The 13,968-nt window shown below is 70.5% G+C and carries 14 protein-coding genes; 10 read left to right on the forward strand and 4 right to left on the reverse strand.

The features are described from left to right. Positions 1-1,536: HelD family protein (locus tag Ato02nite_RS03450; protein WP_213004879.1), on the forward strand; the 1,536-nt coding region annotated here is incomplete at its 5' end. Here Ato02nite_RS03450 and Ato02nite_RS03455 read toward each other — a convergent pair. Then, positions 1,517-2,425: an NHL repeat-containing protein gene (locus Ato02nite_RS03455; protein WP_213004880.1), complete on the reverse strand. Its 909-nt coding sequence runs from the start codon at positions 2,423-2,425 to the stop codon at positions 1,517-1,519. The two genes, Ato02nite_RS03450 and Ato02nite_RS03455, sit on opposite strands and share 20 nt — an antisense overlap. 139 nt (positions 2,426-2,564) lie before the next feature. Here Ato02nite_RS03455 and Ato02nite_RS03460 point away from each other — a divergent pair, with 139 nt between their 5' ends. The 4 genes from Ato02nite_RS03460 (at position 2,565) to surE (ending at position 5,743) form a co-directional block, all read left to right on the forward strand. Continuing rightward, the gene (locus tag Ato02nite_RS03460; protein ID WP_213004881.1) at positions 2,565-3,479 is read left to right on the forward strand and encodes a cation diffusion facilitator family transporter; all 915 of its coding nucleotides are present in this window, start codon (positions 2,565-2,567) and stop codon (positions 3,477-3,479) included. Between the two features lie 117 nt (positions 3,480-3,596). Continuing rightward, on the forward strand, positions 3,597-3,908 hold the full coding sequence (locus Ato02nite_RS03465) for a hypothetical protein (RefSeq protein WP_213004882.1): 312 nt from the start codon (positions 3,597-3,599) through the stop codon (positions 3,906-3,908). 54 nt (positions 3,909-3,962) lie between these two features. Continuing rightward, positions 3,963-4,895: a 1-phosphofructokinase family hexose kinase gene (locus Ato02nite_RS03470; RefSeq protein ID WP_246606023.1), complete on the forward strand. Its 933-nt coding sequence runs from the start codon at positions 3,963-3,965 to the stop codon at positions 4,893-4,895. Further along, complete coding sequence (gene surE, locus Ato02nite_RS03475) at positions 4,892-5,743, forward strand: 5'/3'-nucleotidase SurE (RefSeq protein WP_213004883.1); 852 nt, start codon at positions 4,892-4,894, stop codon at positions 5,741-5,743. The genes Ato02nite_RS03470 and surE overlap by 4 nt, the downstream gene beginning before the upstream one ends. A gap of 15 nt (positions 5,744-5,758) precedes the next feature. On the opposite strand, the gene Ato02nite_RS03480 is transcribed toward surE, so the two are convergent. Then, positions 5,759-6,118: an STAS domain-containing protein gene (locus Ato02nite_RS03480; RefSeq protein WP_213004884.1), complete on the reverse strand. Its 360-nt coding sequence runs from the start codon at positions 6,116-6,118 to the stop codon at positions 5,759-5,761. Positions 6,119-6,435: 317 nt separating this feature from the next. Between Ato02nite_RS03480 and Ato02nite_RS03485 the strand changes: the two genes are divergently transcribed. From Ato02nite_RS03485 to Ato02nite_RS03500, 4 genes are all read left to right on the forward strand, one after another. Next, complete coding sequence (locus tag Ato02nite_RS03485; protein ID WP_213004885.1) at positions 6,436-6,795, forward strand: hypothetical protein; 360 nt, start codon at positions 6,436-6,438, stop codon at positions 6,793-6,795. A 63-nt stretch (positions 6,796-6,858) separates the two neighbouring features. After that, the gene (locus Ato02nite_RS03490; protein WP_246606026.1) at positions 6,859-7,431 is read left to right on the forward strand and encodes a YdeI/OmpD-associated family protein; all 573 of its coding nucleotides are present in this window, start codon (positions 6,859-6,861) and stop codon (positions 7,429-7,431) included. Positions 7,432-7,504: 73 nt separating this feature from the next. After that, entirely contained in the window at positions 7,505-8,881 is a 1,377-nt protein-coding gene (locus tag Ato02nite_RS03495) for a serine/threonine-protein kinase (protein WP_213004887.1), read from the forward strand. A 36-nt stretch (positions 8,882-8,917) separates the two neighbouring features. After that, entirely contained in the window at positions 8,918-9,760 is an 843-nt protein-coding gene (locus tag Ato02nite_RS03500; protein ID WP_213004888.1) for a MerR family transcriptional regulator, read from the forward strand. A 38-nt stretch (positions 9,761-9,798) separates the two neighbouring features. Here Ato02nite_RS03500 and Ato02nite_RS03505 read toward each other — a convergent pair whose 3' ends face one another. Continuing rightward, the gene (locus Ato02nite_RS03505; protein WP_213004889.1) at positions 9,799-11,616 is read right to left on the reverse strand and encodes a bifunctional metallophosphatase/5'-nucleotidase; all 1,818 of its coding nucleotides are present in this window, start codon (positions 11,614-11,616) and stop codon (positions 9,799-9,801) included. Positions 11,617-11,736: 120 nt separating this feature from the next. After that, entirely contained in the window at positions 11,737-13,356 is a 1,620-nt protein-coding gene (gene argS / locus Ato02nite_RS03510) for an arginine--tRNA ligase (protein WP_213004890.1), read from the reverse strand. A 149-nt stretch (positions 13,357-13,505) separates the two neighbouring features. On the opposite strand from argS, the gene Ato02nite_RS03515 reads away from it, so the two are divergent. Then, positions 13,506-13,952, forward strand: coding sequence for a protein-tyrosine phosphatase family protein (locus Ato02nite_RS03515; RefSeq protein ID WP_213004891.1), 447 nt, complete (start codon positions 13,506-13,508; stop codon positions 13,950-13,952). The last annotated feature ends 16 nt before the right edge of the window (positions 13,953-13,968 follow it).

Genomic DNA, 13,968 nt, shown 5'->3' on the forward strand with positions numbered 1-13,968 from the left:
GGCGGGCCGGGCACCGGCAAGACCGCGGTGGCTCTGCACCGGGCGGCCTACCTGCTCTACTCGGACCGCGGCCGGTTCGCCGGCGGCGGCATCCTGGTGGTCGGCCCGTCCGGCGTCTTCGTGGAGTACATCGCGACCGTGCTGCCCTCGCTCGGCGAGGACACCGCGACCCTGCGCTCCCTCGGCTCGCTGGTGCCCGGCTACGAGTCGACCCGGGTCGACCCCGGTCCGGTCGCCGCGATCAAGGGCTCGCTGCGCATCCGGCGAGTGCTGGAGCGGGCCTCGCACGACGCGGTGCCGGGTGCGCCGACCGAGCTGCGCCTGCTCTACCGGGGCACGCTGCTGCGGCTGAACGCCGGCGATCTCGACCAGATCCGCCGCAAGGCGCTGCCGCGCGGTGCCCGGCGCAACGAGGTCCGCAGCCACGGCTTCGACCGGCTCTTCGACGCGCTCTGGGCGCAGGCCCGCCAGTCCCGGGTCTCCGGGCTGCCGGAGAAGCGGGAGTTCGAGGCCGAGCTGGCCGACCGCAACGACTTCCGGGAGTTCCTGAAGGCGTGGTGGCCGCGGTTCACCCCGATGCGGGTGCTGCGCTGGCTGGCCGACCCGGCCCGGCTGCGCGACTACGCCAACGGGCTGCTCTCCCGGGAGGAGATCCGGCTGCTGGAGGGCTCGTTCGCCCTGCTCGACGAGCAGGGCCCGACGATCGCCGACGTAGCGTTGCTGGACGAGCTGGACGAGCTGATGGGCCGGCCTCGCCGGCCCCAGCAGAAGAGCAAAAATCCGTTCCACGTACGCGACGGGGTCCAGGAGGTCACCACCTTCGCCGACCGTCAGGCGGCGGCCCGCTCCCATCTGACGCAGCGCGACGACGACTACCGCGACTACGCGCACGTGGTGGTGGACGAGGCGCAGGACGTGACGCCGATGCAGTGGCGGATGATCGGCCGGCGGGGGCAGTACGCCTCCTGGACGATCGTCGGCGACCCGGCCCAGACCGCGTGGTCGGGCGACGCGGAGGAGCTGGACCGGGCCCGGGAACGGGCACTCGGCTCGCGCCGGCGGAACACCTACGCGCTGACCACGAACTACCGGAACTCGTCGGAGATCTTCGAGGTGGCCGCGCGGGTGATCCGCACGATCATGCCGGACCTGCCGCTGCCGTCGGCCGTACGCAGCACCGGCGTCGAGCCGGTCGACCTGGTCACCACCGCGGCCGGCCTGCCCGGCCTGGTGCGGGAACTGGCCGAGAAACAGCTCACCGAGGTCGACGGGACGATCGGCGTGATCACCCCGGTGCCGCGCCGGGACGAGATCGCCGGCTGGCTGCCCGGCCTGCCGGAGCGGGTGCAGGTGGTCACGGCGCTGGAGGCCAAGGGCATGGAGTACGACGCGGTTCTGCTCGTGGAACCGGCGGCGCTCACCAAGGACGCCGCCGGGATCCGCACGCTCTACGTCGCCCTGTCCCGGGCCACCCAGCGCCTGACCACGGTGGGCACGGTCGCCGAGTGGGTGCCCGCTACGGCACCCGCACGCTGACCGCGTTGTAGGTGGTGGTGGGCTCGGCCGGGGTGGTGAACCGGGCGTTGGGCAGGTAGAGCCGCTTGCCGTACTCGGCGATGGTGGTCGGGACGTCGAAGGACGGGTCGGTGGTGCGGGACACCACCGTGCCCGCGCTGCCGTCCCGGTTCAGGTGGATCTTGGCGATCAGGTTGAGCCGGTTCTGCACGACGTAGAGATCCCGGCCGCGCAGCCAGAGGCCGTCGCCGTTCGGGACGAGCTGGCCGCCGAGGTCGATCTCGGTGGTCACGCCGGCATAGGTGGTGCGGAACAGCTTGCCGGTGTTGGACTGCACGACGATCAGGGCCCGGCCGTCCGGGGTGGCGGCGATGCCGTTGGCGTTGTTGCCGGTGGTGTAGGCGATCTGGCCGGTCAGCGGCACCCGGGTGGCCGCGGCCGGCAGATTGCCCCTGGCCAGGGACAGCTTGAACAGCACCGGGTTGGTCGAGTCGGTGTACCAGGCGGCACCGCCGGTCAGGACGACGTCGTTGATGAACGACGGCACGGTCTGCAGGGGGTAGGACTTCAGCACGGCGCCGGACCGGGTGTCGATCACCCGGGCGTTGCCGCCGCTTCCGCCGGCCACGAAGAGCCGGCCCCGATCGTCGATCTTGAGGCCGAGCGACGGGGTGCCCGGGCCCTGGCTGAGAACGCTGCCCTTACCGGTCCTGAGGCTGACCCGGTAGATGTCGCCGTCGAGGCGGGAGCCGAAGTAGGCGTACGGGCGGTCGCCGATGGCGATGCCCTCGGGTTGGAAGCCGTCGGGCAGGGGCAGAGCCCGGACGGGGGAATGCGCCGCGGCCGGCGACGCGCCGAGCGTCACGGCCAGCAGGGTGGAGACGACAATCGCGAGAGTACGTCTGGACACGGAGGTGGATCCTTTCCAGGCGGTGCTTTGAGTTGTCAGTGATTGCATACCCCGGGTTCGGGCGATCGGTTCGGGTTGCACATATAGCGATGTACGCATACATTGGCCGGAGCGCGGGGCGCCGACGGAGGGTTGAGGCATGGGTGCCGGGCATGACCACGGGACGCAGGCGTTGCACGCCGGCGCGAAGCATCGCGCCCGCCTCTGGTGGGCGGCCGGCCTGCTGGCCGCGTTCATGGTGGTCGAGGCGGCCGCCGCGCTGATGACCGGCTCGCTGGCCCTGCTGTCGGACGCCGGCCACATGTTCACCGACGTGCTCGGCATCGCCATGGCGCTCGCCGCGATCACCGCGGCCGGCCGGGCCGGCACCGACTCGCACCGCACGTTCGGGCTCTACCGTCTCGAGGTGCTGGCCGCGCTGGCCAACGCCGTCCTGCTCACCGCGGTGGCCGGGTTCGTGCTGGTGCAGGCGGTGCGCCGGTTCACCGATCCGCCGGACGTGCCGGCCGGCTCGATGCTGGTGGTGGCGATCGGCGGCTTGATCATCAACGTGATCGCGTTCGGGCTGCTGCGGTCGGGGGCCAAGGAGAGCATCAACGTGCGCGGGGCGTACCTCGAGGTGGTCGGCGACCTGCTCGGCTCGGCCGGGGTCATCGTGGCCGCCGTGATCATCGGGCTGACCGGCTGGTCCTATGCCGACCCGATCGTCGCCGTGATCGTGGCCCTGATGATCCTGCCGCGCACGTTCGCGCTGGGCCGCTCGGCCGTGCGCATCCTCGTCCAGGCCGCCCCGGAGCACCTGGACATCACCGCGGTGCGGGCCCGGCTGGCCGCCGTCCCCGGCGTCTGCGACGTCCACGACCTGCACGTCTGGACGCTGACCTCGGGCATGGACGTGGCCTCGGCGCACCTGAGCCTGGAACCGGCGGCCGAACTGGCGGCCGTGCTCGACACGGCCCGCGAGGCGCTGCACGACGAGTTCGACATCGACCACGCCACCCTCCAGGTCGAGCCGGTCGGCTCCAACGGACGGTGCGCGCCCGCGGGGTGGTGATCATCACACCTCAGGAGGCACGCTGATCCCAGGGGCCACCGCGTGCGCCAACCTCCGTCCCGGTTCCCGGCGCCGTCTCTACGCTTGGTGGCCATGCCATCACGGAGGGACACAGCCATGACCCAGAGCGTCATTCACCACCAGCGGGTCGCCTGGGAGGGTGCCCGGGCGTTCGTCCGGGCCGCCGGCAGCCCGCACTCGGAGACGTTCGCCGCCCGGGTGCTGAGCCGGCTCGGCAGCGAGGTCTACGGACAGTTCGCCGACTCCCGGCAGCGCCTGCTGACGGCTTTGGTCGAGACCGGCGGCGACCGGCACGCCGGCGACGTGGAGGCCGGCAAGTGGCGGGTGCGCCTGGAGGACCTGCTGCGCGCCAGCCCGGAACTGGTCGTCGCGGTGCGTGAGTTGACCGATGAGGCCCTCGATCTCTGAGTTTTAATCGTCTTTTCCCCGCCCGAGCGCGAGTAAAAGTGAACAATGTCGGATATGAGCGACGCTCGGGTCATGGTCTTCGCGCCAGCACCTCAACTCACGGTGACCATCGAACAGCAGCACGATCAGCCCGAACTGCACGTTCACCCGGGCGGTCAGGGCATCTGGCAGACCCGCATGATCACCTCACTCGGCGCCGAGGTGATCCTCTGCGCGGCCGTCGGCGGCGAGGTCGGCCGGGTGCTCAAGCCGCTGCTCGACTTCAAGGGCGTGACGCTGCGCACCATCCCGCGGGAGAGCGGCAGCGGCTGGTACGTCCACGACCGCCGGGACGGCCAGCGTCGCTCGCTGGCCGAGATCGCCGGCTCCCCGTTCACCCGGCACGAGCTCGACGAGCTCTACAACCTGGCCCTCGCCGAGGGGCTGCGGGCCGGCATCGCCATCCTCAGCGGCCCGGCCCACCCGTCGGTCATCAAGCCCGAGGTCTACCAGCGGCTCGCCGCCGACCTGCGGGCGAACGGCTGCAAGGTGATCGCCGACCTGTGCGGCGATCACCTCAAGGCGGTGCTCTCGTCCGGGCTGAGCGTCGTGAAGGTCAGCCACGAGGAACTGATCGCCGACGGGCTCTCCGCCGACGACTCGGAGAAGAACCTCACCGACGCGCTGCTCAAGCTGCACGACGACGGGGCCGAGGCGGCACTCGTCTCGCGGGCCGACGCCGGCGCGCTCGCCCTGATCAACGAACAGATCTACCGGGTCGGCACCCCCAAGCTGACCCTCACCGACGGCCGCGGCGCCGGCGACTCGATGACGGCCGGCGTGGCCGCGGTGCTCGCCCGTGGCGGCGAGATGAGCGAGGCGGTTCGCACCGGGGCGGCCGCAGGCGCGTTGAACGTCACCCGGCACGGTCTCGGAACCGGACACCTGGACGCGGTCCAGGTGCTCACCGAGCGGGTCCAGCTCACCCCGATCAAGAAGGCGCGATGACAACCCGTACGAGAATTCTGGTCACCAACGACGACGGCATCGAAGCTCCGGGCCTGCGGTACCTGGCACGGGCCGCCGCACGCGAGGGCCACGACGTGGTCGTCGCGGCGCCGATCACCGAGTCGAGCGGCAGCAGCGCCTCGATGACCGCGATCGAGGAGCACGGCAAGATCATCCTGCACAAGCGGGAACTGCCACAGGCCAAGCACATCCCGGCGTACGCGGTGGCCGCCTCACCGGCCTACATCGTGCTGCTGGCGCTGCGTGAGGCGTTCGGTGAGCCGCCCACGGTGATCCTGTCCGGCATCAACCGGGGCGCCAACGCCGGGTCGGCGGTCGTGCACTCCGGGACGGTCGGCGCCACGCTCACCGGCTCGTACGCGGGCCTGCACGGCCTGGCCGTCTCGCTGGACGTGTTGTCACCCCGGGTGGCGTCGTCGCGCAGCGGCGGGGCCGCGATGGACGTGATCAGCGAGGCCGACGACGAGAAGCGGCACTGGAGCAGCGCCGCCGACCTGGCCGCGCGGTTGATCCCGACGCTGCTGCACACGCCGGCCGGCACGGTCTTCAACCTCAACGTGCCGGACCTGCACCTGGACGGCATCCGCGGACTGCGCCGGGCCGCCCTCGCCCAGTTCGGGCAGGTGCAGATGAGCATCGCCGAGGCCGGCGAGGGATTCGTGCGCACCGCGGTGCAGGCCGCCGACGACCTGCTCGAACCGCAGACCGACCTGGCGGCCCTGGCCGAGCATTTCGCCGTGGTCACGCCGCTGCGCGCCCCGGTGGAGGCGGCGGACGTGCGGTTCAACCTGGAAACGGTGCAGGTGCACTCGAGGGTGCTGGCCTGAGAACTCAGGCCTGCCTCAGGCGGAGACGGTCGGCTGTTTCGACTCGGCGCCGCCGAACGGTTGCGGATTACCGAAGAGACCGAGCAGACCCGTCACCCACAACTGGCGGTGGGCGAACCGGCTGGGTCGCGTGACGACCAGCTTGACCTCGCTGACCCCGGCGAGTTGGAAGGCGGCGACGAGCGCGCTGATGCCAACCGAGTCGATGAAGGTCACGTGCTGCATGTTGAGCTCGATGCGGGTGGGGCGGCCATCGGCGAGCAAGCCCGCCACGGTCTCCCGGATCTCGTATGCGTTTTCCACGTCGATCTCACCGCTGGGCGAGATCTCCACCACACCGTCGGCAAGCGTCGACGTCATTATCGACAGCGTCACGCCATTCCCTCCACCCGCCCGGCTTCTCCGGGCGTCAGCTCCTCTGTGCGCGGGCCGCAACGGAGCGTAGTGCTTCGCGGTAAGCCTGCCCACCCCAGGGGGAGTCGAGACTACCCCTGAAAGGTTCGGTGAAACTGACCGAAAGGTTAGGCCCCGAACCTGTTAGCCACCTGAGTGGCTCGTGTGAACCGGGACCAAGACTACCGGGGCCTGTCCAGCCGTTTCCAAAACGTGATGTCGTCCACAGCGGACGCGTTTGCCGAATGACGCACATGGGCAGGTGAGACTGGGTAGGCCAACGCAGGAGGGGAACGATCATGTCTTCCAGTACCTTGAGCAAGGCCGAGCGCACCGCGGCCCAGGCGTGGGACTACCTGTCGTCCGCCATGTCGGACACCGCGTCGAAGGCTGCCTCGGTCGCCGGTGACAAGGGCCACGAGCTGGCCGGTCTGGCCGGCGGCAAGGCCGACGAGGCCTGGGCTCGGGCCAACGCGGCGGCTGCCGCACTGGCCGGGCGCAAGCAGAGCACCCCGTGGGGCCTGGTGATCGCGGCCGGCCTGATCGGTGCGGCGGTGGGCTTCGCGGCGGCGACGTACACCCGGGCGGCCCTGGCCAAGCAGGCCGAGGCCGAGGAGCGCGAGCTCAACGACACCGCGGTGATCGTCACCGAGGCCTGACGGCGCGAAAGTCGTGGCCGCCGGGCGGAGCCCTTTGCCGCCCGGCGGCCCTACGCTGTGCCGGTGGAGGCACAGTTCTTCGATACCGCCGATGACCTGCGGGCGTGGTTCGAGCAGCATCACGAGAGCGCGCTCGAGCTGTTCGTCGGCTACTGGAAGAAGGGCTCGGGCCGCGCCGGGGTAAGCCATCCCGAGGCCATCGAGCAGGCGCTCTGCTTCGGCTGGATCGACAGCATCGCGCGCCGCATCGACGAGGCGAGCTACCGGGTCCGCTTCACGCCGCGCCGCAAGGGCAGCGTGTGGAGCGAGGTCAACGTCGCCAAGATCGCCGAGCTGACCGAGCGCGGGCTGATGCGCCCGGCCGGCACCCGGGCCTTCGATAGCCGCAAGATCGACGCGGCGCCGGCGTACTCGTACGAGCAGGGCGGTGCGGAGCTCGATCTTGAGCAGATCGCCCGGTTTAAGACGCAAAAAGCGGCCTGGGAGTGGTTCGAAGGCCAATCGGCGTATTACCGGCGGGCGGCCAGTCACTGGGTGATCAGCGCCAAGCGGCCGGAGACCCGCGAACGGCGCCTTTCCCAGCTCATCGCGGATTCCGGGGCCGGGCGCAGGGTGCCTCCGCTCGCCCCCCGCTGAGGGCGGGGCGTCTGTAGAGTTGGGCGACATTCGGCTGCTGTGGCATGGCCACCTGATCAGATAAGGTCCGTCGGTGCTGTCTGCGGGGAACCTCCTGGGCAACCGGTATCGGTTGGACGAGCGCATCGCCACAGGTGGCATGGGCGAGGTCTGGCGCGGCACCGATGTCATACTCGGCCGAGTCATCGCCGTCAAGGTGCTGAAGACGGCCATGCTCGCCGACCCCGAGTTCGCGGCTCGGTTCTACGGCGAGGCCCGCATGATGGCCTCGTTCCGGCACCCCGGCGTCGTCGAGGTCTACGACTACGCCGGTGCCGGTGACGGCGATTCCGCCGAGGACCAGGTCGCCTACCTGGTGATGGCGTACGTGGAGGGCGAACCCCTCTCGGCGCGGGTCCGGCAGGGCACGGTGCCGGTCGAGGAGACCATGTCGATCGTGGCGCAGGCGGCCGACGCGCTGCACGCCGCGCACGAGGTCGGCGTCGTCCACCGGGACGTGAAACCGGGCAATCTGATCGTCAAGCCGACCGGCGCCGTCGTTCTGGTCGATTTCGGGGTGGCCCGCTCGGCCGCCGTGACCAGTGTCACTCAGCTCAACGCGATCGTCGGCACCGCGCTCTACATGGCCCCCGAGCAGGTCGCCAAGGGCAAGGTCACGGCCGCCACCGACATCTACGCGCTCGGCGCCGTGGCCTACCACTGCATCGCCGGCAACCCGCCGTTCGACGGCGACAACGCCCTGCAGGTGGCACTGCGTCACCTGGAGGACGAACCCGAGCCGCTGCCCGAGCACGTGCCTCAGGCGGTCCGCGAGCTGATCGCCCGGGCCATGGCCAAGCAGCCGGCCGACCGGTTCGAGACGGCCGCCGAGTTCGCCGCCGCCGCCTACGAGGCGGCCGGCCCGCTCGACTGGAAACGGATGACCGGCACGTCCCTGGTCGCCCCGCTCAGCCCGGCGGCGCCGACCCGCACGGTGCCGGTGCCGCGCAACATGCCGCTCGCGGTGCCGCCGCCCGCCCGGCGCCCGCAGCGCAGCCAGACGGCGCTGCTGGCCGCGATCGTGGTGATGGCCGTGCTGGCGATCGGGCTCACCATGGCGATCCTGTTCCACAACACCGGCGACAACAACCGCGTGGAGAAGCCGATCACGGTGCCCTCCACGGCGACCGACGACCAGACCGACGATCCGCTGCTGCCCGCGCCGGACGTGTCGAGCACCCGGGCCAGCGTGAAGCCGAACGCGACCCCGCGCTCCTCGACGAAGGCTCCTAGTTCCTCGGTGTCGACCAGCACGACCCCGTCGACCAGCGCGACCCCGTCGACCACGCCGACGACGACGACCCCGCCGACCACCGAGCCGACCACCACGCCGCCGACGACCACCCCGCCGACCACCGACCCGACCACGACACCGCCGGGCACGGGGACGGGTGCCAACGCCGGCACTTGACCCTGACACCGTGTCAGGCCGGAGGCTACGAGGACCATGTTCAGTATCGGAGACTTCGCCGGCCTGGGCCGGGTGTCGGTGCGCATGCTGCGCCACTACGACGCCATCGGCCTGCTCCGCCCCGCCCACGTCGACCGGCACAGCGGCTACCGCTACTACGCGGCGGCCCAGCTGCGCACACTCAACCGGATCGTCGCGCTCAAGGACCTCGGCTTCACGCTGCAGCAGGTGCAGACGCTGATCGAGGAGAAGGTCGACTCCGGGGAGATGCGCGGCATGCTGCGGCTGCGCCGGGCCGAGCTGGCCGCCCAGGTGAACCGCGACAATCTACGCCTGGCTCAGGTCGACGCGCGTCTCCGCATGATCGAGATCGAGGGCCATATGGACACCGGAGACGTCGTCATCAAGAGCATCGCCCCGCTACGGGTGGCGGAGCTGTCCGCCGTCGCGACCAGCTACGACGATCCGTCGTCGATCACCGAAAATCTGAGTCCGCTCTATCCACGACTGATGGAGCTGATGGAGAAGGCCGGGGTGGCGATGACCGGATCGCCGATCGCCTACTACCGGCCGGCCCCGACCGGGCCGGAGGACGAGACGATCACCGTGCACGCGGCCTTCCCGATCGGCGACGCCGAGGTGGGCGCCGACGCGGGCTTCGAGGTGACGGTGCTGCCGGCGATCGAGCAGGCGGCGACGGCGCTGCACGAGGGCTCGATGAGCGAGGCGTTCCGCACCGGCCAGAAGATCGCCACCTGGATCGACGACAACGGCTACCGCACGGTGCCGCCGGGCTACGCCCGCGAGATCTACCTGGACTGCCCGCCGGACGACTTCGACAAGTGGGTGACCGAAATGCAGGTCGCGGTCATCCGATAGACAAAAGGGGCGCCCGCCGAAGCGGGCGCCCCTTCCCATCAAGATCCGAAGACGACGGGTACCCCGTTGCGGACCAGCTGCCAGTTCTTGACGTAGAAGTCGGCCGGGTTGATCGCGCCCTTGGCCTGGGCCCAGTCGATGAGCAGCTGGCGGATCTCCTGCTGCGCGTTGTAGACCTGGGTCTTCACGATGCCGGGGAAGTTGCCGCCGCCGGAGCGCCGGTAGTTGTTCACCGCCACCACGAACTGCGCGGCCGGGTCGACGTCGGCACCGGCGATCTGCAGGCGGGTGATCCGCGAGCCGATCGGCTTGCTGATGTCGATGTCGTAGTCGACGCCGGAGAGCACGTCGTAGTTGTAGTCCGGGATGCCCGGGTCGCTGATGTTCGCCGCGACCACCGGGGCGTCCGGCGCGAGCGTGACGAAGAACTTCGCCGAGTACTCCAGGTACGCCTTCACCTCGGCGCCGGTCAGCACGACCGCTTCCAGGGTGTTGTCGTAGATGTAGAGCCCGGCCACGTCCTTGATCTTGACGTCACCCTGCGGGAAGACCGCGGTGCGGCTGAACGGCGCCGCGATCGACAGCACCGGGAGCGACGCGTAGGCCGTGCCGGCCAGAGCCGCGGTGACCGTGTCGGTCTGCACCTTGTTGATGTAGTCGAGGATCGGGGTGTCCTCGTACCGCGAGGTGGCCGCGGACAGCGTCTCGGTGGACGTGGCGACGACCTGGTTGACGTACGCCACCGTCTTGTCGTGCTGCGACTTCACCACGGCGAGGACCTTCGGGTCGGCCTCGACGGTGTTGGTGTTCAGGGTGGTCGCGGCCGAGCTGGTGATCTTCCACCGGCCGTGCTCGCGGACCAGGTCGAAGTCCATCTTGGTGAGCCGCTGGCCCCACTTCGACGGCTCCGAGGTGAGCACCTGCTTGCCGGTCTTGGTGTTGGTCACGAACCGCTGCGGGATCTCCAGGTGGGCGTGGCCGAACAGGATCGCGTCGATGCCCGGGACGTTCTGCGCGATCAGCGCGACCGGGTTCTCGTTCGGCAGCTCCGGGCCGTAGCTGGAGGTGCCGCTGTCGCCGCCGTGCGCCGAGATGATCACCAGGTCCGCGCCGCGGCGGCGCATCTCCGGCACCCACTTCGCGGCGGTGGTCACCATGTCCAGGAACTGGAGCTTGCCCTCGACGTTCCCCTTGTCCCAGATGGCCACGCCCGGGTTGGTCAGGCCGAGGATGCCGACCCGCAGGGTCGGCGCGTGCCGGCCGAGGGAGACCTGCTTGATGACGTACGGCGTGAAGGCCGGCTTGCCGGTCTTGGCGCTGACCGCGTTGGCGGCGAGCGCCGGGAAACCGAGCTGACGGATCCACAGGTTCAGCAGCGGCAGGCCGTAGTTGAACTCGTGGTTGCCCAGGGTCACGGCGTCGTAGTGCAGCACGTTCATGGCGCGGGCCATCGGGTGCTTCGCACCGGTCGTGGTGATCGGCTCCTGCTTCGCGTAGTACGTCGCGAGCGGCGTCCCCTGGATGGTGTCGCCGGCGTCGAGGACCAGCGTGGCCCCGGTCGCATCGGCGCGCAGCTTGTTCACCAGGGCGGCCAGCTTGGCCACGCCGACGTCGTTGTGGGCGCTGTCGTCGTACTCGGCGTCCTTGTAGTAGTCCCAGTTGTAAACGTTGCCGTGGGTGTCCGACGTGCCCAGCACGGTGAGGTGGTAGGTGGCGGGCGGTTTCGGCGCGGGGTGACCGTGGCCGCCCTTGCCGTGGGCCTGCGCAGACTCGGCGGCGACGAACGGCGCCGCGACGGCGGCGGCAGCCGAGGCGGCGACAACAGTGCGCCGCGATACACCGGCGGGAGTAGTCATCACGAACCTTTCAGAATCGGAACACACACCTGGTGGGCGTGCCTCAGGCACCATAACCACCGATGCTTCCACGTGCGAGGACATCGCTACCCGTTCATGTCACAGCTACCATCCCGCTTCTCACATCTCATCCGGCATATCGATGCCGAGAAGATCAAGGCCGACACGCAGGGTGCGCCCGGTCCGGTCGGCGAGGGTGAGCCGGCTCGGCGATCCGTCGACCCGGCAGGTCTCGTAGAAGCCGGAGAAGGCCACCGCGAGGTCGTGCAGGTAGCCGGCCAGCCGGTGCGGCTCCCGCTGCGCGATCGCGGCGTCCACGACGGACTCGAAGCCGAGCAGGGCCAGGGCCAGCCGCCGCTCGGCCGGTTCGCCGAGCACCACCGGGCCGGGCTCGCCGCCGGCCTTCCGGAAGATCGAGCGGATCCGGGCGTACGCGTACTGCAGGTAGGGGCCGGTGTTGCCGGTGGAGGCCAGCATCCGGTCCCAGTCGAAGACGTAGTCGGAGCGCCGGTCGCCGGACAGGTCGGCGTACTTGATCGCGCCGATGCCTACCGCGTGCGTGCTGGCCCGCTCGTCGGCCTCGTCGAGCAGGGCGGAGAGCCGGACGTTCGCGCCGGACCGGGTCTTGAACATCTTGCCGTCGGCGCCGAGGATCGCACCGAACTCGATGTGCTCGGCGGTCACTCCGTCGGGCAGCCAGCCGGCCAGCGCGGCCACCGCGAACACCATCCGGAAGTGGGTCCGCTGCGGTGCGCCCACCACGTACAGCAGCCGGGTGGCACCGATCTCCCGCACCCGGTGCCGGAGCGCGGCGAGGTCGGTCGCGGCGTACCCGAATCCGCCGTCGCTCTTGCGCACGATGAGCGGCAGCGGCTCGCCGTCCCGTCCGGTGAAACCGGGCGGGAAGGCGCAGAGCGCGCCCTGGCTCTCGGTCAGCAGGCCCTTCTCCCCCAGCTCGGCCAGCACCGACGCCAGTTGGTCCTGGTAGAAGCTCTCGCCGACGAAGTCGTCCGGCGCGAGGGTCACGCCGAGCCGGTCGTAGACGGCCAGGAAGTCCACCTCGGACTGCTCGACCAGCCGGTGCCACAGCCGCCGGCTGAGGTCGTCGCCGGACTGCAGTGCCACCACCCGCTGCCGGGCCCGAGCCTTGAATTCGTCGTCGGCGTCGAACCTGGCCCGGGCGGCCCGGTAGAAGTCGGTCAGGTCGCCCGGCGAGTGATCTTCTCCACCGACCGCCAGCAGATGCTCGATGAGCATGCCGAACTGGGTGCCCCAGTCGCCGAGGTGGTTGACCCGCACCACGTCGTGCCCGGCGAAGGTGAAGAGCCGGGCGAGCGCGTCGCCGATGATGGTCGACCGCAGGTGGCCGATCTGCAGCTCCTTGGCCACGTTGGGTCCGGAGTAGTCGATGACGACCCGCTCGGGTGCGGCGGTGCGGGCGACGCCGAGCCGGTCGTCGAGCGCATCCACCCCGGCGGCCAGCACGTCGTCGCGAACGGTCAGGTTGAGGAAGCCGGGACCGGACACCTCGGCGTCGGCCAGTCCGGCCAGGTCGGCGCCGGCAACAGCCGCGGCCGCGAGGTCACGCGGCGGCCGGCCCAGCGACCGGGCCAGGGCGAGCGCGGCCCCGGACTGGAAGTCGGCGTGCTGCGACGCCCGGACCAGGGGATCCACCGGAGCGCCGGCAACGGCGGCGAACGCCGCGGCCAGCCGGTCGGCAAGGAGAGCTTCGAGGTTCATCGGCAACCCATCGAGGAATACGCGGGTCGGCCGGATGAACGGAGGTCACCGGCGGGATCGACCCGCCGGCGGACAAGCAGACTTCAGCGGCGGTCGTCAGATCGCCGGCGTCGCTCGCTGAAGCTGGACATGTCAGGCACTGTAACAGGATGAATCTGTGGGACGCGCGCGAGAAAGGCGTGCTGTCGTTGCCGTCCGGCCGGCTGGTGCGCGGGCGTGGACTGAGCCACCCGATGCCGTCCGGGCACCCGCCGACGTTCGGGATCTACCTGCTCGGTTCGGAGCCGCCGGAGTTCGGCTGGGAGTCACGCTGGCTGCGCTGGCCCGACTTCCGGCTACCGGCCGATCCGGCGTACGCCCGCGAGGTGTTGGGCGAGGCGCTGGCCCGCGCCGGCGGCGAGCGGGTCGAGCTCGCCTGCTACGGCGGCCGCGGACGCACCGGAACCGCCCTGGCCTGCCTCGCCGTCCTGGACGGCGTGCCGGCCGCGGAGGCGGTCGCCTACGTCCGCGAGCACTACCACCCGAAGGCTGTCGAAACCCCGTGGCAGCGCCGATTCGTGCGGCATTTCAACGACCAGGTGAAACACGGGCACTGATCAGAAGCTGCCATTA

Source organism: Paractinoplanes toevensis, assembly GCF_018332695.1.
Taxonomy (GTDB): domain Bacteria; phylum Actinomycetota; class Actinomycetes; order Mycobacteriales; family Micromonosporaceae; genus Actinoplanes; species Actinoplanes toevensis.

Coding starts and splice junctions, on each gene's coding strand:
- Ato02nite_RS03460 (WP_213004881.1), top strand. CDS start 2,565: ATGGGTGCCGGGCATGACCACGGGACGCAGGCGTTGCACGCCGGCGCG.
- Ato02nite_RS03465 (WP_213004882.1), top strand. CDS start 3,597: ATGACCCAGAGCGTCATTCACCACCAGCGGGTCGCCTGGGAGGGTGCC.
- Ato02nite_RS03470 (WP_246606023.1), top strand. CDS start 3,963: ATGAGCGACGCTCGGGTCATGGTCTTCGCGCCAGCACCTCAACTCACG.
- surE (WP_213004883.1), top strand. CDS start 4,892: ATGACAACCCGTACGAGAATTCTGGTCACCAACGACGACGGCATCGAA.
- Ato02nite_RS03485 (WP_213004885.1), top strand. CDS start 6,436: ATGTCTTCCAGTACCTTGAGCAAGGCCGAGCGCACCGCGGCCCAGGCG.
- Ato02nite_RS03500 (WP_213004888.1), top strand. CDS start 8,918: ATGTTCAGTATCGGAGACTTCGCCGGCCTGGGCCGGGTGTCGGTGCGC.
- Ato02nite_RS03505 (WP_213004889.1), bottom strand. CDS start 11,616: ATGACTACTCCCGCCGGTGTATCGCGGCGCACTGTTGTCGCCGCCTCG.
- argS (WP_213004890.1), bottom strand. CDS start 13,356: ATGAACCTCGAAGCTCTCCTTGCCGACCGGCTGGCCGCGGCGTTCGCC.
- Ato02nite_RS03515 (WP_213004891.1), top strand. CDS start 13,506: ATGAATCTGTGGGACGCGCGCGAGAAAGGCGTGCTGTCGTTGCCGTCC.